At 35.9% G+C, this 17,636-nt stretch carries 13 protein-coding genes; 3 read left to right on the plus strand and 10 right to left on the minus strand.

What is annotated here, in order from left to right; genetic code table 11:
- Positions 1 to 68 precede the first annotated feature (68 nt).
- Positions 69 to 836: a hypothetical protein gene (locus tag Bccel_RS31070; protein ID WP_201781985.1), complete on the plus strand. Its 768-nt coding sequence runs from the start codon at positions 69 to 71 to the stop codon at positions 834 to 836.
- Positions 837 to 856: 20 nt separating this feature from the next.
- Entirely contained in the window at positions 857 to 1,132 is a 276-nt protein-coding gene (locus tag Bccel_RS27250; RefSeq protein ID WP_036939960.1) for a hypothetical protein, read from the plus strand.
- Positions 1,133 to 1,344: 212 nt separating this feature from the next.
- Here Bccel_RS27250 and polX read toward each other — a convergent pair whose 3' ends face one another.
- From polX to Bccel_RS27280, 6 genes are all read right to left on the minus strand, one after another.
- Entirely contained in the window at positions 1,345 to 3,048 is a 1,704-nt protein-coding gene (gene polX / locus Bccel_RS27255; RefSeq protein ID WP_036939961.1) for a DNA polymerase/3'-5' exonuclease PolX, read from the minus strand.
- A 132-nt stretch (positions 3,049 to 3,180) separates the two neighbouring features.
- Complete coding sequence (locus Bccel_RS27260; protein WP_036939963.1) at positions 3,181 to 4,869, minus strand: MutS-related protein; 1,689 nt, start codon at positions 4,867 to 4,869, stop codon at positions 3,181 to 3,183.
- Positions 4,870 to 5,151: 282 nt separating this feature from the next.
- A complete protein-coding gene (locus Bccel_RS27265) occupies positions 5,152 to 8,112 on the minus strand; it encodes a dockerin type I domain-containing protein (RefSeq protein WP_160317764.1) in 2,961 nt (986 codons plus the stop codon).
- A 57-nt stretch (positions 8,113 to 8,169) separates the two neighbouring features.
- Positions 8,170 to 9,744, minus strand: a complete 1,575-nt coding sequence (locus Bccel_RS27270) for an anti-sigma-I factor RsgI family protein (protein WP_036939965.1) — start codon at positions 9,742 to 9,744, stop codon at positions 8,170 to 8,172.
- The gene (gene sigI, locus Bccel_RS27275; RefSeq protein WP_036939967.1) at positions 9,744 to 10,508 is read right to left on the minus strand and encodes an RNA polymerase sigma-I factor; all 765 of its coding nucleotides are present in this window, start codon (positions 10,506 to 10,508) and stop codon (positions 9,744 to 9,746) included. Before sigI ends, Bccel_RS27270 begins: the two co-directional genes overlap by 1 nt.
- 124 nt (positions 10,509 to 10,632) lie before the next feature.
- A complete protein-coding gene (locus tag Bccel_RS27280) occupies positions 10,633 to 10,995 on the minus strand; it encodes a hypothetical protein (RefSeq protein ID WP_036939969.1) in 363 nt (120 codons plus the stop codon).
- A 242-nt stretch (positions 10,996 to 11,237) separates the two neighbouring features.
- On the opposite strand from Bccel_RS27280, the gene Bccel_RS27285 reads away from it, so the two are divergent.
- Complete coding sequence (locus Bccel_RS27285) at positions 11,238 to 13,103, plus strand: LTA synthase family protein (protein WP_036940215.1); 1,866 nt, start codon at positions 11,238 to 11,240, stop codon at positions 13,101 to 13,103.
- 72 nt (positions 13,104 to 13,175) lie between these two features.
- Here Bccel_RS27285 and spoIIR read toward each other — a convergent pair whose 3' ends face one another.
- From spoIIR to Bccel_RS27305, 4 genes are all read right to left on the minus strand, one after another.
- Positions 13,176 to 13,874 (minus strand): stage II sporulation protein R, encoded by a 699-nt coding sequence (gene spoIIR, locus Bccel_RS27290; protein ID WP_050753937.1) that lies wholly within the window; start codon positions 13,872 to 13,874, stop codon positions 13,176 to 13,178.
- A gap of 230 nt (positions 13,875 to 14,104) precedes the next feature.
- Complete coding sequence (locus Bccel_RS27295) at positions 14,105 to 15,715, minus strand: CTP synthase (RefSeq protein ID WP_036939970.1); 1,611 nt, start codon at positions 15,713 to 15,715, stop codon at positions 14,105 to 14,107.
- Positions 15,716 to 15,951: 236 nt separating this feature from the next.
- Entirely contained in the window at positions 15,952 to 17,004 is a 1,053-nt protein-coding gene (locus Bccel_RS27300) for a PIN/TRAM domain-containing protein (protein WP_036939971.1), read from the minus strand.
- A 67-nt stretch (positions 17,005 to 17,071) separates the two neighbouring features.
- Positions 17,072 to 17,551, minus strand: a complete 480-nt coding sequence (locus Bccel_RS27305; protein WP_036939974.1) for a CarD family transcriptional regulator — start codon at positions 17,549 to 17,551, stop codon at positions 17,072 to 17,074.
- Between the last annotated feature and the right edge of the window lie 85 nt (positions 17,552 to 17,636).

The raw sequence follows: 17,636 nt of genomic DNA on the forward strand, positions 1-17,636 counted from the left end.
TATAAGAAAAAACGGATATTTATATTTTTATCAGCAATAGCAAATTTTGCAGATAGGGTTGGTGAGGTATGGGAGACAAAGCATTAGTTGGTGCAAGAAGTGGAAAGGGTTGTATGCTTAGTATTATAGTACCCAAGCTAAGTAAATGTTCAAATGAAAAAGCAAATAAACAAATGGTTAACGAAATAAAGAAGAGATGCGAAGGAAAAACTGCTTCTGAGATTAAGAAGACCCTTTTGCAAGATGTCAAGGGAATGGATAGCTTACCAGCTCAAGAGTTGGCTGCCTTGGTTGTTGACATAGCAAATACTGTAGGAGTTCCCGTATTCCAATATGAAAACAATCCCTTGGATAATCCAAAAGCTATGGCAGATATTATATTAAACCCTGAAGCGGTTTATGGCTTTTCACCTGATCCTGAATCAACGCGTATCGGAGAGTTTGCAAGCAGCATAGATTGGACGAATCCGGAACAGGTTTCAAAAGCCACCGCAGCGAGAGAAAAATATCACCAGGAAAATGACTCAATTGCTGATTTAGTGGTCAAAATGAAGAAAGAAGATGCGTCTCCAGAAGAAATTGCAAAAGCTGCAGTGAATCAGCGAAATAAGAATAGGCTTGATAGCTACTTAAAAAGAGGAGACGAAGCAGGTTATCAAAGAGTATTACGAAGTAATCAAGAGACATATGGTAATCCTTTAGGTATGACACCGGAAGATGCATTAAAAAAATACGGATCATGGGAAAAGGTAATTGATAAGACAATGAGCACTAACTCAGGAATGGATGCTTGTTGCGGATTGTATGACAAATACTTTCATTTATATGGAATTTAGCAAATTGAGGAGGCAGTATAATGGAAAAAAATAACATAAATGTTTCGATTGATAATTATGATGATGATAATATAATTGTTTACTTTGAAAAAGACGGAAAAAATGTTTGGAAAACTTTTGGGTTGTATAATTTTAGGGATGAAATGGATTTTTGGGGAATGCCTTCGCTATTGAAGGAAGTAAATGGCAAAAACGGTTTTGTTTTTAGCAATAAAATAGATATTGATCTGTTAAAATCGGAAATAGACAGATTTATTTATGATAATAAACTAAATGAAGCTGATTTGATTTTGTAAATAGCCTCGATTGTTGCGGGCATTTCAAAAAATACATTATTCAAGTATTTTTTGTATAAAATCATTAATTCAGCTTTTTGAAATGCCCTATTGACCAGTTAATTATTTGATAATACCTAATAAACAAAATATAACTTCTGCTATAAATTTTGTTCCGGTGTTGAATAAACTGTCAACACTGGCTCATAATCGGAAGTAATACTTTACTCAATTCATTTACCAAACCTGAGACTTTCCCAATCCATTGTATTAATAACATTTGAGGCAGAAAGCCACCCTTTTCTTGCTATATTTACACCGTACTCAATATCATTTATACCCTCAAGGCAGTGGGCGTCAGGGGATATGACAAACGTGCAGCCTTCTTCCAAAGCACTTTTCAAGTACCTCCAGTCCATATCAAGCCTGTGAGGATTGGCGTTTATCTCCAGCACTATCTTTTCTTCTGCTGCAGTTCTAATAATCTCCTTAATATCTATTTTAAAAGGCTCTCTTGAAAGGAGAAGTCTTCCGGTGGGATGACCAAGTATTGTGACATGCTTGTTTTTCATTGCTTTTATCACTCTGTCGGTCATATCCTTCTCATCCATATTGAAGGATGAATGTACCGAAGCAATGGTAAAATCGAACCAGGACAACACCTCATCGTCATAGTCTACACTTCCGTCCGGAAGAATATCAAGCTCAATACCCTTTAAAATTTTAAAATCACGGTGCTTTTGATTAAGCTTGTCAATTTCTTCATGCTGCCTCTTTATATCATCCACCTTGAGTCCACCTGCATAGTAAGCGGTTTGGCTGTGATCGGATATTCCAATATAGCTGTATCCCTTCCCTATACAATATGTTGCAAGGTCTTCAATATTGTTGGAACCGTCACTGTAATTTGTATGAACATGAAAAACACCCTTTATATCATTAATGGTAATAAGATCTGGTAGAGTTCCGGTTGATGCGGCTGCGAATTCACCGTTGTTTTCACGCAGCTCAGGAGGTATGTATTGGAGACCGAATACCTTGAAAATATCCTCTTCAGTGCTGCAATCTATTATCAAATCGTCTTTAAAAAGCCCGTATTCATTCATCTTAATACCCATTTGTTTTGCCAAATGTCTTAAGGCTGTATTGTGCTCTTTGCTTCCAGTAAAATGATGGAGTGCATATGGATACTCATTGTCCGTTACAACCCTTAAGTCTACACTTATTCCCTCGTGCAATATTACACTGGATTTGGTATCACCCTTTGAGGTTATAGTTTCTACAAGGGGATGCTTTGTGAATATGTCCATTACTTGAGAGCTGTCATTGCAGCTTACAAGAATATCGATATCCTTTATAACTTCCTTTTTTCTTCTTAGACTTCCGCATTCACTGCATCGGATAACGGCACTGTTTTCTCTTAATGATTTTAAAAGCTCATTAGCAAGCCTGTATCCATGAGGATATAGGAATTTGCCGGCATACTTGTTGAGGTTTTCTATTCCCTCGAGTATTTTCTGTTGTGTTTTTTCACCAAAGCCTGTGAGCTTTGTAAGCCTGTTTTCTATGCAAGCATATTTTAGCTCGCCAATAGTGGTTATGCCAAGCTTTTCATATACAGCTCGCACTTTCTTTGGTCCAAGGCCCGGAATTTTCAGCATATCTATGAGTCCTTGTGGGATTGATTCTTTAAGGTTATCATAATATATGAGTTTTCCTGTTGTAACCAATTCGCCGATTTTTTGGCTCAAGGCAGTACCAAACCCCTTTAACTCCTTAAGCTTGTCCTCTTTTACAAGAAGCTCAATATCCTCATCCATGAATTCAATTGCTCTAGCCGCCTCATAGTAAGCCTTTGATTTAAAAAAGCTTTCTCCTTTGATCTCCAGCAAAACACCTATTTCGTTTAAGATATGGATTATATCATGCTTGTTCATATAAAACCCTGCTGCCTCCTAAATTAAATCAATAAATCACATAATTACTTTTAATTAGTTCATTTCAAAAAATACATTATTCAAGTATTTATTATTTGTTATTACATTATATATTGCATTTTAACATTATTTCTATACAAAATCATATTTTTTCCAGATACCCTCATTTGTGAAGAAAGAGGCTTGGTTTTCCGCTTGGTCTACGATATTATCATCATAACCAAGAAGCTTTAAAAGCTTAATGGCATTTCTGCTGTATGCCCTGCCTTCATAAAGCTTGTAGTCAAAAAGGACCTCACTACCTTCAATTTTTTCCTGGAAGTGATGGTTTGTGAAGCGGTCTTCAAGTATATGTGTAAGCTCTATATCATGAGTTGCAACAAAGCACATGCTGTTGCTTGCGGCCATGTATCCAAGTACCTGAGTTGAAGCGGCAATTCTTTCAATTGTATTGGTTCCTCGCAGTACCTCATCAACAATACAAAGGGATGGTACATCATCATTAAAGCTGTCTAGAATTCGTTTCAAGGATTTGATCTCTGCAATGTAATAGCTTTCATTGTTATCCAGGTTATCCTTTAGTGCCATTGATGTATATACCTTAAACAAACTACTTCCATACTCATGACAAAGGCATGTATTAATGGTTTGTGCAAGAATTGCATTTATTGCAATGGTTTTTAAAAAAGTAGATTTCCCGGAAGCATTGGAGCCTGTTATTAAAACCGGACCGGAAGCAGTGAGGGAGTTTGGAACAGGATCCTTAATAAGGGGATGGAATATATCTGTAAAGTTTATAAACCTTTTGCCGGCATTGCTTGATTCGTTGAATTTGGGGATACAATAGTAAGGGATACTTTTTCTGTATGAAACAATTGAAATTATGCTATCAAAGAGACCTAAAGTTTTATAAACCTTCAATAGATCCTCCTGATAGCGAACCACTAACTTGATTATTTTCCCGTAATTCAACACATCAACTAATAAAGCAATCTTAATTGTTTCTGTAAAAGGGTCGCTGCTGTTTTGGACGACGGAATAGCTTAGCTTGCCAATCTTTGAAACATTTTTTAATGTGTCTGCCAATTTTGCTTCATGCCCGCAAATGTGACCTATCCCAGCTGTTTTTATTGCACAATTAACCAGCGAAATAATCCTGCTTATTGCATCAAGCTCGGTTGAAAGCTCGGTTTTGGCGAGATTATAGACTATTATGTTGGTTACAAAAGATAAAGCTAATAGGGTTACACCTATATTAAAATTAAATATTAGAATTACCAAAGAAATTATTGGTATGATAGAAAGTATTCTGTAAATTGTGAACTTCCATGAGTCATAACTTACCATTTTAAAAAGATAATTGGTAAGACTGAAACTTCTGTTTTTACCTATTTTTGAAAGCAGGAATTGAATTTTCTCCCTAGTGGTGCTGTTTTTATCAAAAAACTCCATGAGATTTTCTTTATCAGCCAGCTCATTTGCAAGAAAATCGGGTGTCCTCATTAAATAGTATAAAAACTCTTCACCAGGAGATGAACAGGTATTATTAATGCGGGTGAATATTTTGCCCATATCAAGGTCGTTCCAGGTTATATCGTCAATGTAAAAGCTATCCTTTTCTGTTTTTGATAGATTTTTAAAGAAGCTGGCTATGGATTCCATGTCTCCTGGCTTATATTTATTTTCAGGTACTTGCCCCCATGAACTTTTTATATGACTTGTTATTCTATTGTTGTTTTTAATTCTATTGTAAACTGCTGTTGCTCCAAGAAATGCAAGCACAGCTAATATGATTAACCCTGTTGTAATATCAATTGGCATTAATAACATCTCCTTAGTAAATGTTTATTTAAGTAAATTAACCATAGTATAACATAAAAAATTAAAAAGTGTTCTTTATAAATATAAAAAAAACGTATGCATCAAAGAGAAACGTGCATACGCCAAATCTAAGAGAAAATATATATTAAAAGTGATTGATAGCACTTTTAATTTGTATTTGTCTAGGAAATTGTGGTGTAATCTGCATCACAATTTCTTACAACGACAGTCAAGGTTACAAAATCACTTTTTGATTTTGTAAGAAAGCCAGAGGTGATTTTATTACACAACTGCAGCTGAGTAGCTTGATGTTGTTGCGTTAAAGTGTTTAGCAAGGATCATTACATCCGACATGTTTATTGATGAATCGGAGTTGAGGTCGGCATCCGGTAAGTATGTTCCATCGCCTTTAACCCCACCGAAATATTTAGCCATTATAATTATATCGGACATATTAATTGTACCGTCTTGGTTAAGGTCGCCTGCCCACATAAGTACAGGGGAGGCTGATGTACCTATAACTTTGTTGCTGTCTATTACAATTTTGTTTATTTCCCTCGCAAGATAGCCTGCTTTGCTTATTTTAACATTAAATGATGCTACTTTTTCCGTTATACCACTAATTTCAAAATAACCGTTCTGGTCAGTGGTAGCGGAGCGGCCTATACCAACTAGCTCAATCTTGAAGCCGGCTTTAACTGTTTTTCCTGCTTCAGCACTATATGTGAAATCAGGTGCTATATAACCTGAAAGCTTATTGCCTTGTACAGGACCTGTAGGAGTAGATGTTGGTGAAGTAGGTTTGGTAGGGGTAGGTGATACCGCTGTACCGTTTGGCTCGCCGTATACAATACCTCTCCCGTTTGTTGCCACAAAAACACGTCCGTAAACTCTTAGATCTCCTGTAATTGAGTAGTTTATAGAACCATACTGGTGCTGGTCGTCATTTACTCTTATCCAGTTTTTAGCCATGTCATCAGAACGATATACGGCATATAAGCCATCTGTTTCACCGCATATATAAATAGCAAGATAATCTTCACCGGCTTTTGCTTTACCAAAGCCAACAACATCACATCTTGTAACGCCATTAACTTTATTAATTGTTTTACCACCGTCAGTTGTATATGAAAGGCCTGTTGTAGAACCCGGAATCCATACATGACCCTCTTTGCCGGGGACTGCTTTAATTTTGGCAGAAGCAGCTTCCAAATCTGTTTTTGCAGATGTAAATGTTTGACCACCGTCATTGCTTACATATAAAGTATTTTTTGCATATGCATAGAATACTTTTGGATTAACTCTATCCGAGCAAACATTAGCTCCTGCAGGAAGTGTGCTGACAGCTTTCCATCCGCCGTTTACATAGCATATAACTCCCTGACTTGTGCTTGGCGACCAGACAAAGGTTGCACCATCTGCAGATACTGCAACAGAACCACCCTGAACTATATCGTCTGCATTAGTTGATGGGAATGTATAGCTTACATTTGGTTGAACTTCCGACCATGTTTCACCGCCGTCTTTTGAAATAGCAACGCTCTTTTTGACCATTTCATATTGTTCTTTATCGGTGTTACCAACTCTTACAATAATTTTGGGATTGAGCTCGGCATAATCCAGACCTGTAGTGCTAGTAAACCTTGGAGTTGTCATCATCATATCCGGACCTGTTTTTAAATCCTTATGTACAAATCCACAGATATCACCAACACCGCTTATTAGTTCTACACCGTTAACTGGCGGGCATATCAGACTTAAGACGGCAGTTTCCTCAACTCCCATTCCCATAACTTCGATATTTACAAATTCGCCTTTATCCCAGTCTGTCAAATTTTTTGTACCGTAAATAGTAGCACCTGTACCGTACATCATTTCATTGGAATCAAAGGGATTAATTGCAAGTGCACTCATCATCCATCCAAGTTTTGGTGCAGGATTATTCATTATTTCGTCACCTTTTACCAACCCGCCGCTTGCTGCGTTTATCTTATTTCCAAATGTAAGCCAGGGTGCTTTTGAAATATCCATAGTATATTTCATGTTTCTTGATGGATATGAATCCCCCATTTTCCATATAGGATCCCATGATTTTCCTGCATCCAGTGAACGGAAAATATAGTTATCCGGCCACCATGACTGAAGTGATGAAATTATGAGTGTGTCCGGATTTTGTGCATCAACACTTAAACCCGAATATCCGTACCAGTTTTCATACTTTGGAGAACCATCCCAGTTATAGTCTGAAGGAGGAGTTATATCTGTCCATACACCTGTATTTGTATCATATTTATAAACTGCACCGTCGTCAGCCTGGTAAGGACCACCTCTATCACAATATGTAACATATAAAATTCCTTTGCTGCTTATAACTGCATGATGCGGTATACCAATTTTTAAAGCTTTACTATTATGCTGCTTGAAAGTACTTTCTGTAGGCTGACCTTCAACTGGTTTCCATGTTGCACCTGCATCATGGCTTACATATAACGGATTCTTTTTATCGGCAACACCAACGTAAATGTCCTTTGTTGGGGTACCTTTAGTACCTTTAAATGAATCAAAAGTTACAAAACACAATCCCAAATTGTCAGATGAATATTCGAAATTCGGATCTTCAACATAGTTTCCGACATTTGTGAAACTGCTAACCTTTGCCCATGTTTTACCATAGTCTGTACTCTTCCACAAACCTTTACCGCTTCTTGCAGCAAAATATAATATGTTATTGCTGTTAGGATCAACCATCAAACGCTCACCAACTGAACGTCCGGGCATATTTCCCCCGAATTTAAACGGCAGCTCAGTTCTTTCCCATGTTTTGCCGTAATCGCTGGAACGCAGAATATATCCATTCATTGTTGTCCAGCTGTTTGTGTATGTACCAGCGGCGATATAAACTCTTTTTGTATCAACCGGGTCTGTAGCTATACTTTCACATCCTAAAAGGTTCCACTCATCTGGTGATACCCAATCAGTAAGAGGCTCCCATTCTAATGTTGTCTTATTTCTTATATATGCTCCTCCCATGTCGGTACGAGCATAAACAAGGCCCTTCTCTGTGGGGTTATAAACAATCCCGCAAACATATCCGCCGCCGCCGCCAATCTTCACGTTATTCCATTTGTAGGGCTGAGTGGTAACAGCTGATGTCTTCATTGCAGGGAATGTTGCACATATAACAGTAAGTGCAAGCAACAAAGATAGCAGATTCTTAAAACTCTTTTTTTGTGCATGTTTCATATTGACTACCTCCTAATTTTTGAAATTTTAATATAATTAATAAAAATAAACCATCACCTAATTTGGCTCTTTTCCCCATACCAGTGCATCGGAGATGTAGGCAGTAATCTTGTCCTGGACTGTGAAATCCTTAGCCTCAGCATCAAAGGAATAATCATTATCCTGTTCAAAATAGCCCCAATCTTCCTTGGTAATTGAGCCAAATGCATAAACCTCTTTATTTGGAAGCAGGGTACCATTATCAAAGTATATCTCAACATAATGATCTGTACCGCTTGCCAGGGAGTGACTTGCGAATTTACCATGAACATCGGTTTTTTCTCCATGGCTGAAGAAATATGATGAATATATGGGTTTGGAATCCCCTTCTTTAGTGAAATAGTATCTTATCTTCACGTCTTTCAAATCTATTGTGTCAGAACCTGTATTTGTAATTTTAAAATCCAAACTGATTCCCTGGGTGCGTTTTAGTTTGTCTCTGTTGTAAAACTCCAGCTTCAGGCTATTTGATCCATTCTTTTCCGAATTATTTTTACCGGTAGTGCCGGAAGGAGTAGGAAATGAATCAGATGCCTTAACCTTAGAAGGAGCAGGAGTATTGCTGCTTTGTGTTTGTGTAATTTTTGCAGCAGGCGTGTTTGTATATAAATTTAGTGTCTGCTTTGAAGTTGGTGATAAAGCCTGTATTGCAGGCGTAGTTATAGATGTATTCGTAGCCACAGGCTTTGAAGCAGCTGCCTTTCCGGAAGGCTGACTGGTATTTGTGGACTTACTGTTAGTATTTGGAGTTACGGAGGATGAACCCTTTTTATCGGTTTTAAATAAGCCTGACAATTCTGCCAGGTGAAAAACAGGAGTATCGGTTAAGCTGGATTCGTCTAATTGACTGCCGTTCTCCCTTGCTTTCAAATATAAATAATACTTTCCCATGGATACATTATTTTTTGATGAAGCTTTTTTATGGGATGAAGCAAGACTTAAAGCTTCACTTCTTATTTTCAGTTTTTGGCTTTTGGCAATTAAATCAACTTTTTTCTTACTATTTGACAGAAGAGAATTTACAGCAGCTTTATCATCAGCATCATATAATGCTGCTGAGAGTAAAACAAAATTCTCAGATTTTTTATCTATAACACCAATGGAAATAAGCTTTTCAATATACTCCTCCAATGCCTGGTTAACAGGTTTGCCGTATAGGTCAATGTCATCAGTCACTTCTGCGGAATCATTATTTAGAGCAACAACATTAACAACATTGAGGTTTTTATCAAATTCAAATTCGGTACTTGGATTGACATCAATATCAATATACCCATATATTGGAGTTCCAAATGGGCTGTATACTTTAAATAGAACCAGGGCAGCAATCAGTACAGCAGCTGCTGCAGATAAAAATGGCAAAAGTTTCTGCTTTTTATTTCTGTGAAGCAGAACATCTGAATACCTGAACTTTACAGTATGCCCAATCTCCATATGGCTTTTACGGCGAATGAAAATAAATCGGCCATTTGAGTCGAGGACAACAGCCTCACTGTCAGACATTTCATAAACAATTCCTATATCATAGTTGTTATCATGTGCACTATCTATTGAATTTTCCATACCATATTCAATAGTACCGCTGTGCTTCATTAGCTTATCCCCTCCTCCGCATACTTGAAAATCCTTTTGGATATCTCAAGATTACTTTTTAAAATTATTGAAACAGCAATTATGTACTTTCTATTGTTCTCAATCGTTCTTCTGTGTACATTTACCTTTTTTAGGAGCTCGTTTCTAGGTATGTTTTTGTTTTTCTTCAGCTTTTCAAAGAGCTGGTTGTCGTTGGCAAGGATTCTTGCTATTCTTATACAAAGCCTGCGGGAATCGTCATGCTTTGGAGAACTAACAGCAAGATCCGCGATGGTTATGCCATATTTTGCCAGTTCATGCCTTAGGGCATCGATCTCTTCGCTTACCTCAATATTTTCATAATTGTAATGGGAGTCGGAAGTTAGATATTTTTCTTCAAATGCATCATATTCATCAATACTGGAGAAAGGGTAAACTGTACTGCTTTTTTTATTTTTTCGCAAAAAATCAATTATACGACTTTTTATTACTTGTTCAGAAAACATGAAAAAATTAGATCCTTTATTAAGATCAAACTTGTTTATAGATTCATTAAAAGCTTCCATACCAATACTAAACTCATCATGGTTGTCTTCGGTTATAAATTTTCCCATAACCTTTGATACAACTTTGAAGATGAAAGGTTTGTGAGCAAGTATAAATCTTTCTCTTAAATTACCATCCCCTCTTTTAATCTTTACAAGTATTTCGAGCAAGGAGTTATCTTGAGAATCCCCAGTTTTCTCAAATTTTCTATTTAGATTGAATATACTTGAGATAGCCAAGAAAAATCAAACTCCCTTCCTGGTATAGTGTTTCGGAGTAAAGTAAATTTTTGATGTGGCTGATTAAAATAAAAATATAAAATTTATAAGATTTACATGACAAAAACATAGAGACGCACATACATCAGGACATTGATTCAAGTATATTCATAAATTCGCTCTCGGAGATATAGTTAGTTTGTTTATACATACTGCCATTTTTGTAAAAGCGTATATAAGGAACGTTAAAATTCTTCCAGCGAGTTTCTTTAAAGTTTTTAAACTCATAAAAATAATCGGTTTTATTATATACAAGCTCATATATGTCAATATTTTTATCTGTCTTAATGGAATAAACCCAGCTTTTCATATCAGTCCATTGGGGGCACCAATCCTGTGTCATAATTACAATGACGATATTCTGGGAACTTATAACGTCCCTGCCGAATTCACCGTTTTTTATAGCACTCAATGATTGATCTTTTGTAATGATTGTGTTTCGAATCATATATTACCTTCCTGATCGTAAATTTATAATGTAATAATGTAATTATATTTTACTCTTTAAAGTAACATTAATCAACAAAAAGCAACATATTGTGCTGGAAAATTAAAAATATAAATATTGGAGTTTGTTTCTTTTCAAAACGTGTAAAAAAGTTTATAATTATGTAACTATATTAAAGCGATAAATAGTTTTTAAATATTATTTTATAAAGAGTTTCATTAGGGGAGTGTATAGTGAGGAACATGAGAAATATGGTAATTTGTATTTGGAAATTTATAAAAAGGATTAGTAAATGGTGTGCCGACTTTACGATTAAGGAAATTTGTTTTTTATACACTTTTTTAGCCATTGCATTTAAATCGGTAGTTTTTCTTGGATATGTCAAAGGGCCGAACTTTTCCGAAGTAAATATAATAAAAGGGTTATCCACCATATATTATCCCCTTTACTTTATATTTTTCATATTGATTATTTTGGTAGGATGCTTTCTATTAAAGGGGATTGGCAGGGGAATATATCTTTTTGTCACAAACCTTTTAATCACAGTTTTATTTATTGTTGATATTTTATATTTCAGGGCTTTTGAAAAATTTGTAACTCCTCACATGCTAAAGGAGATAGGAAACCTTGATAACCTGTCCGATTCAGTCATATCATTTTTTAGTGCAGGGGATATATTATTAATCATTGATATTCCGATCATGCTATTTGTGATGATATGGCTTCATAAAAAGCTATTTACATCACGGGCTAAACCGGTTGTTTTTTCCGTATTATTTTTGATTTCAGCCGGATATTTACTTCATATCCCTTTTAAAACCCAGGTTTTGGGGATTAAAGACAAGTATGCTTTCATTTTTGATGTTACCTGGAGGCCAGATCTTACTTTTAAGAGGTTATCACCAATTGGATACCATATAAATGACCTTATAGTGTACTATAATGATTGCAAAACAGTTAAACTCAGCCAGGCAGAGGTTAAGGAAATAAAAGACTGGTACAATGCCAAGAATGAAAACCTTCCGGATAATAAATATAAGGGAATGTTTAAAGGAAAAAACCTTATATATATTCAGGTTGAGTCCCTTGAGAACTTCGTTTTGAACAGAAAGGTATATGGGCAGGAAATAACACCTAATCTCAACAAGCTCTTAAAAAACAGCATTTTTTTCAATCATGTTGAGGAGCAGGTAAATATGGGTACCAGTTCTGATGCTGATTTTATGGTAAATACCTCTATCTACCCGGTAAGAAGGGGAAGTACATTTTTCAGATACCCAGACAATTACTATAACTCACTGCCATTGCAACTTGAAAAAACAGGATATTCGACTACCGCCATACATCCTGATAAGGGAAGCTATTGGAATTGGATGAAGGCACTTAAATCCATTGGATTTCAAAAATGTATAGACTCATCCCAATTTGTTATGGATGAAATAATAGGTTTGGGGCTTAGTGACGGATCTTTTTTTAAGCAGGTTAAGCCTATAATATTAAAGCAAAAACAGCCTTTTTATACATTTATGGTTACTCTGTCCAGTCACGGACCCTTTAACATTCCTCAAAAGTATAAATCAATGACCATTCCGGAGGATGTTGATAAAACAAGGATGGGCGGGTATTTTCAGTCTGTTCATTATACAGACAAGCAGATAGGCAATTTTATAGATGAACTGGATAGGGCAGGTATGCTCGAGAACACCGTTATTGCTTTAGGTGGTGATCACTGTGGAGTTCACAAGTTTTATAGATATGATATTGTCAGCATGAAAAATAAAGAGGATTGGTGGATGGAAAACTACAACTATATTCCTTTTATGGTATATAGTAAGGGTAGTAAAGAAGAGATTGTGAGTGTCAGGGGTGGACAGATTGATATCATGCCTACATTGCTAAGCCTTATGGGGGTGGATGAAAAGGAATATTCAAATTCTGCCATGGGGAGAAATCTACTTAATACAAATAAGAATTTTGTCATACTGGCAAATGGAAGCAGGGTTGGAAGCATAGATACGGATCAAAAACAAAAGGAAAACGAAATTAAAGGGCTGGAAATAGCAGATATTATTATTAAAAGTAATTATTTCAAAGAATATAAGGAATGACTAAATAGGATTTTATCGCAGTCTGCTAATGCGATAAAATCCATACAAAGAGGAATTGTGCCGATTGTGCACTTATTTCTTGAACACTTTATTAAAAAATGATGATATCTTTACTTTGGAGCCATTAACAAAATCCATAACTTTAAATTTTACTTTAACTGGTATATCATCATTGTTAGTTGATGTGATAACCTCATATTCTTCTTCAGACATGCAATTTTTAAGCTTTACCTTTACATCGTCGGGTACTGTTCCATGGGTTGCATCAACAAAGCATAACGGAGGAAACAGCACACACCACCAGTTAGCTCCTTCACCTGTTCCTATTACTATTCTCAGTGCCTGATAATTGCCAGCTGGCAAAGCTATATCACCGTATGTCTTTGTTGGGAAAGGAAAATTACCAAGCATTGATTTTACAGGATAGTTTTTACCCCATCTTAAAACCTCTTCTTTTGCTATTGCGGTTATTTTATCCATATCTTTATTGAGAATATCTTTTGCATCTTTAAGGCTTGAATCAAGCTTTAAGTTATCTTTCATATATTTTAATACAACATCCCGTACGCTTCTTTTAAGTGCCTGATCTTCAGTTGTATCGCTGTTGGCTATTACATGGAGCCTGATAATATCATCTGACAGATTTTTGTTAAATTCGTCAGAATATGAGTTACATATAAGTATAGAAATAAGAACCAAAAGTGCTAGAATGCTTGAAATTAACTTTATAACCGGTCTGGATCCAGAATTAAATAATACCTTTCTTTTCATTGTAAAATCCCCCTAAAATGTTATGTATATCTTTGTTCTTCCTAAGTTAACTTATTTAGCTTTGTATAAATAAGTATTGTCAAAACTAATAAAGTTTATACATTATAGAAAATAATTGAATACAGCTGGGAAATCACGGGTTTACGGCTTTTAAACGTATTGGAAATAAATATAAAAAAGCCAGCTTAATAGCTGGCTTTTTTGAATTTTTACATTTTTAAATTATAAAACTACTTTTTATCCTGAAATTCCAGAGAAGCTCTTATAAAGTCTTTAAACAAAGGATGAGGCCTGTTTGGTCTGGACTTGAATTCAGGATGGAACTGTACTCCAACATACCAAATATGATCGGTAAGTTCAATTGTTTCTACCAGCTTTTCACTTGGAGATACACCTGAAACTGTAAGACCCTTGCTTACCAATATATCCCTGAACTCATTGCTAACCTCGTACCTGTGTCTGTGCCTTTCATATACAAGACCTTCTTTGTATATCTGGTTAAGCCTTGATCCTTCCTTAATCTTGCATGGATATAATCCAAGCCTCATTGTACCGCCCATTTCATCGATGTCCCTTTGATCCGGCATAAGGTCAATTACCGGATAAGCTGTTGAAGTGTCAAACTCGGAACTATGTGCTGTTGAAAGGCCAGCAACATTTCTTGCATATTCAACGACAGCCATTTGCATACCAAGACATATTCCAAAGTAAGGTACGTTATTTAGTCGGCAATACTTTGCAGCTAAAATCTTTCCTTCTATTCCTCTATCTCCAAACCCTCCGGGAACCAACACACCATCAACATCACCCAGGTTCTCAAGAAGGTTGCCTTCATCTAAATACTCTGAATTTACCCATTTGACTTTAACGTCTGAACTATTAGCTATTCCGCCGTGCTTTAAAGATTCGACAACGCTTATATATGCATCATGAAGCTCTACGTATTTGCCGACAAGTGCAATGGTTACAGATCTATCCAAATTCTTCTGCTTGTTAACGAGTTCCTGCCACTCTGTGAGGTCGGGTGCTTTACATTGAAGATTAAGTTTTTTGCATGCAATATCTGCCAAACCCTCATTTTCAAGCATTAGAGGAACTTCATACAATATGTCTGCATCAAGGTTTTGAATTACTGAATCACCCTGAATGTTACAGAATAGACCGATCTTATCTCTAAGGTCTTTTGAAAGATGTTCTTCTGTTCTGCAAACTATGACATCAGGCTGTATACCTATACTCCTCAATTCCTTTACACTATGCTGTGTAGGCTTTGTCTTAGGCTCCTTGGAGTTGCTGAGATATGGAACAAGTGTAACGTGAATATACATTACATTTTCACGTCCTACATCAGTTGACACCTGTCTGATAGCTTCCAGGAAAGGAAGGCTCTCTATGTCTCCAACAGTTCCGCCGATTTCTGTAATAACAATATCGGTGCGATCGGATTTTCCAACTCTGTAAATCCTGTCCTTAATTTCATTGGTAACGTGTGGTATAACTTGAACAGTACCGCCAAGGAAGTCTCCTTTTCTTTCTTTGCTTATGATGGACCAATAAATCTTTCCAGTTGTAACATTGTTGTTTTTGCTTAAGTTTTCATCAATAAACCTTTCATAATGGCCCAGGTCTAAATCTGTCTCAGCACCGTCATCAGTAACAAAAACTTCTCCATGCTGATATGGACTCATAGTACCTGGATCTACGTTTATATAGGGGTCAAACTTTTGAATAGTAACGTGCAAGCCTCTTGCTTTTAAGAGCCTTCCTAGAGATGCGGCAGTTATCCCCTTCCCTAAACCTGACACAACGCCGCCGGTAACAAATACATACTTCACAGACATGATTAAAATCCTCCTAAATGGTCCGAACCACCCTTAAATAAAATATATCTTAAGAATAAATCTGAATAACACCTAAAAAAACACACTCTTTATTTTATATTCGTGCTTTTCCAGTGTCAATAGAAATATATTAAAAGCGTTATCAATATAAAAGCTAAAACACTTTGTTTATAGTGTCTTAGCTTTAATGAGCTGTTAATTTTTTTTATATTACTTGCTAAATTGAAAGTTATACCTTAGTTAGGTTTTGCAAATATCATTCTACCTGCTGAGGTCTGAAGATGGCTTGTAACAGTAACACTTATGGATTGTCCGATATAGTTTTTACCGTTTTCCACAACTATCATGGTTCCATCTTCCAAATAACCCAGTCCCTGGCCTGGTTCCTTGCCATCCTTCACAACCTGAATTTTCATCTCATCCCCAGGTAATGCCACAGGTTTGACAGCATTGGATAAATCATTTATATTCAGCACCTTAACTCCATGGACGCTTGCCACTTTGTTAAGGTTCATATCGATTGTTATAACAGTGCTGTTTATTTTTTTTGCAGCTTTTAATAACTTGTCATCAACCTGATTACCCTCAATTCCCTCAAATTCTTTAACACTAACTATGTCAGCAAATTCTTTTTGCAGTATATTGAGGATGTCCAGGCCTCTTTTACCTTTGGCTCTTTTTAATGAGTCGGAAGAGTCAGCTATTAAACGTAATTCTTCCAGCACAAAATCAGGTACAATCAGATTACCGTCTATGCACCCTGTTCTTACTATATCAAGTATGCGCCCATCTATTATGGTACAGGTATCGAGAAGCTTTTTGCCGGAAAAACTACCTGCTGTATTTTTCGCAAACTTTGATGAATCAATAATAGAATCATTACGCTTTCCAACTACAAGCCCTATAGAGAAAAAAATGCAAGCAAAGAAAACATTAGCAAACAAAGCTAAAGGCAAACCGATTATGGCAATATTTTTTATCGGTATAACAATCAGGTTTGCAATTATCAGGCCAACAATTGACCCTATTGAACTTATTGCTAATTCATATAAGCTTAAATTTTGTACAATTTTTTCTGTCTTATCAAACACAGCTGTAACCAATTCAATAGTTTTATCGCCTGCCAAATAGAATAACACACCACAAAATATAGCAGACAATATTATCATCGTTATCTGAATCATTAAGCCTGTTTGAGCATTAGATAAAGACAAAATGGTATTAGTCAACGTAAAACCGGTAATACCACCAACAACGGAGAATGAAATCTTTATGATTTTATTAAGCACTATAGTTATCCCCCAGATTAATCATAAGGCGGTCTTAGAGGTCATTGCTTCGTAATAGGCGAAACAACTAAAAATTGAGATACTTGTTCATTATTCTTTCTATTTCTAATGGTTCAATATTTTTTGCCAGAACAAGTTCACTTACTAAAATTTGTTTTGCACTATTTAACATTTTGCGTTCACCTGTAGACAACCCCTTATCTCTGTCCCTTTGAATGAGTGATCTCACAACACAGGCAATTTCAAAAATGTTACCGCTTTTTATTTTAGTCATGTTTTCCCTGTACCGTTTATTCCAATTGTTGTTTGAAGATTGCTCCATTTCACCTAAGGTGGCTAATACTTTATCGGCATCTTGATTACTAATAACTTCCCGAATTCCTATATCCGTTACATTGCTTGTGGGTATCATTACCTTCATTTCACCTACGGGTATTTTTACCACATAATAACTTTTTTTCTGGCCAAGAATCTCTTTCTCTTCAATAGACTCAATGATTCCTGCACCATGCATCGGATAAACGATCTTATCTCCTATATTATACATATGTACGCCTCCATAACAAATAAAGCAAGAAAAAAGGAAAATAATTTATCTTTCTATTTATATATATATTGAATGAAAAGACTAA

Source organism: Pseudobacteroides cellulosolvens ATCC 35603 = DSM 2933, assembly GCF_001262605.1.
Taxonomy (GTDB): domain Bacteria; phylum Bacillota; class Clostridia; order Acetivibrionales; family DSM-2933; genus Pseudobacteroides; species Pseudobacteroides cellulosolvens.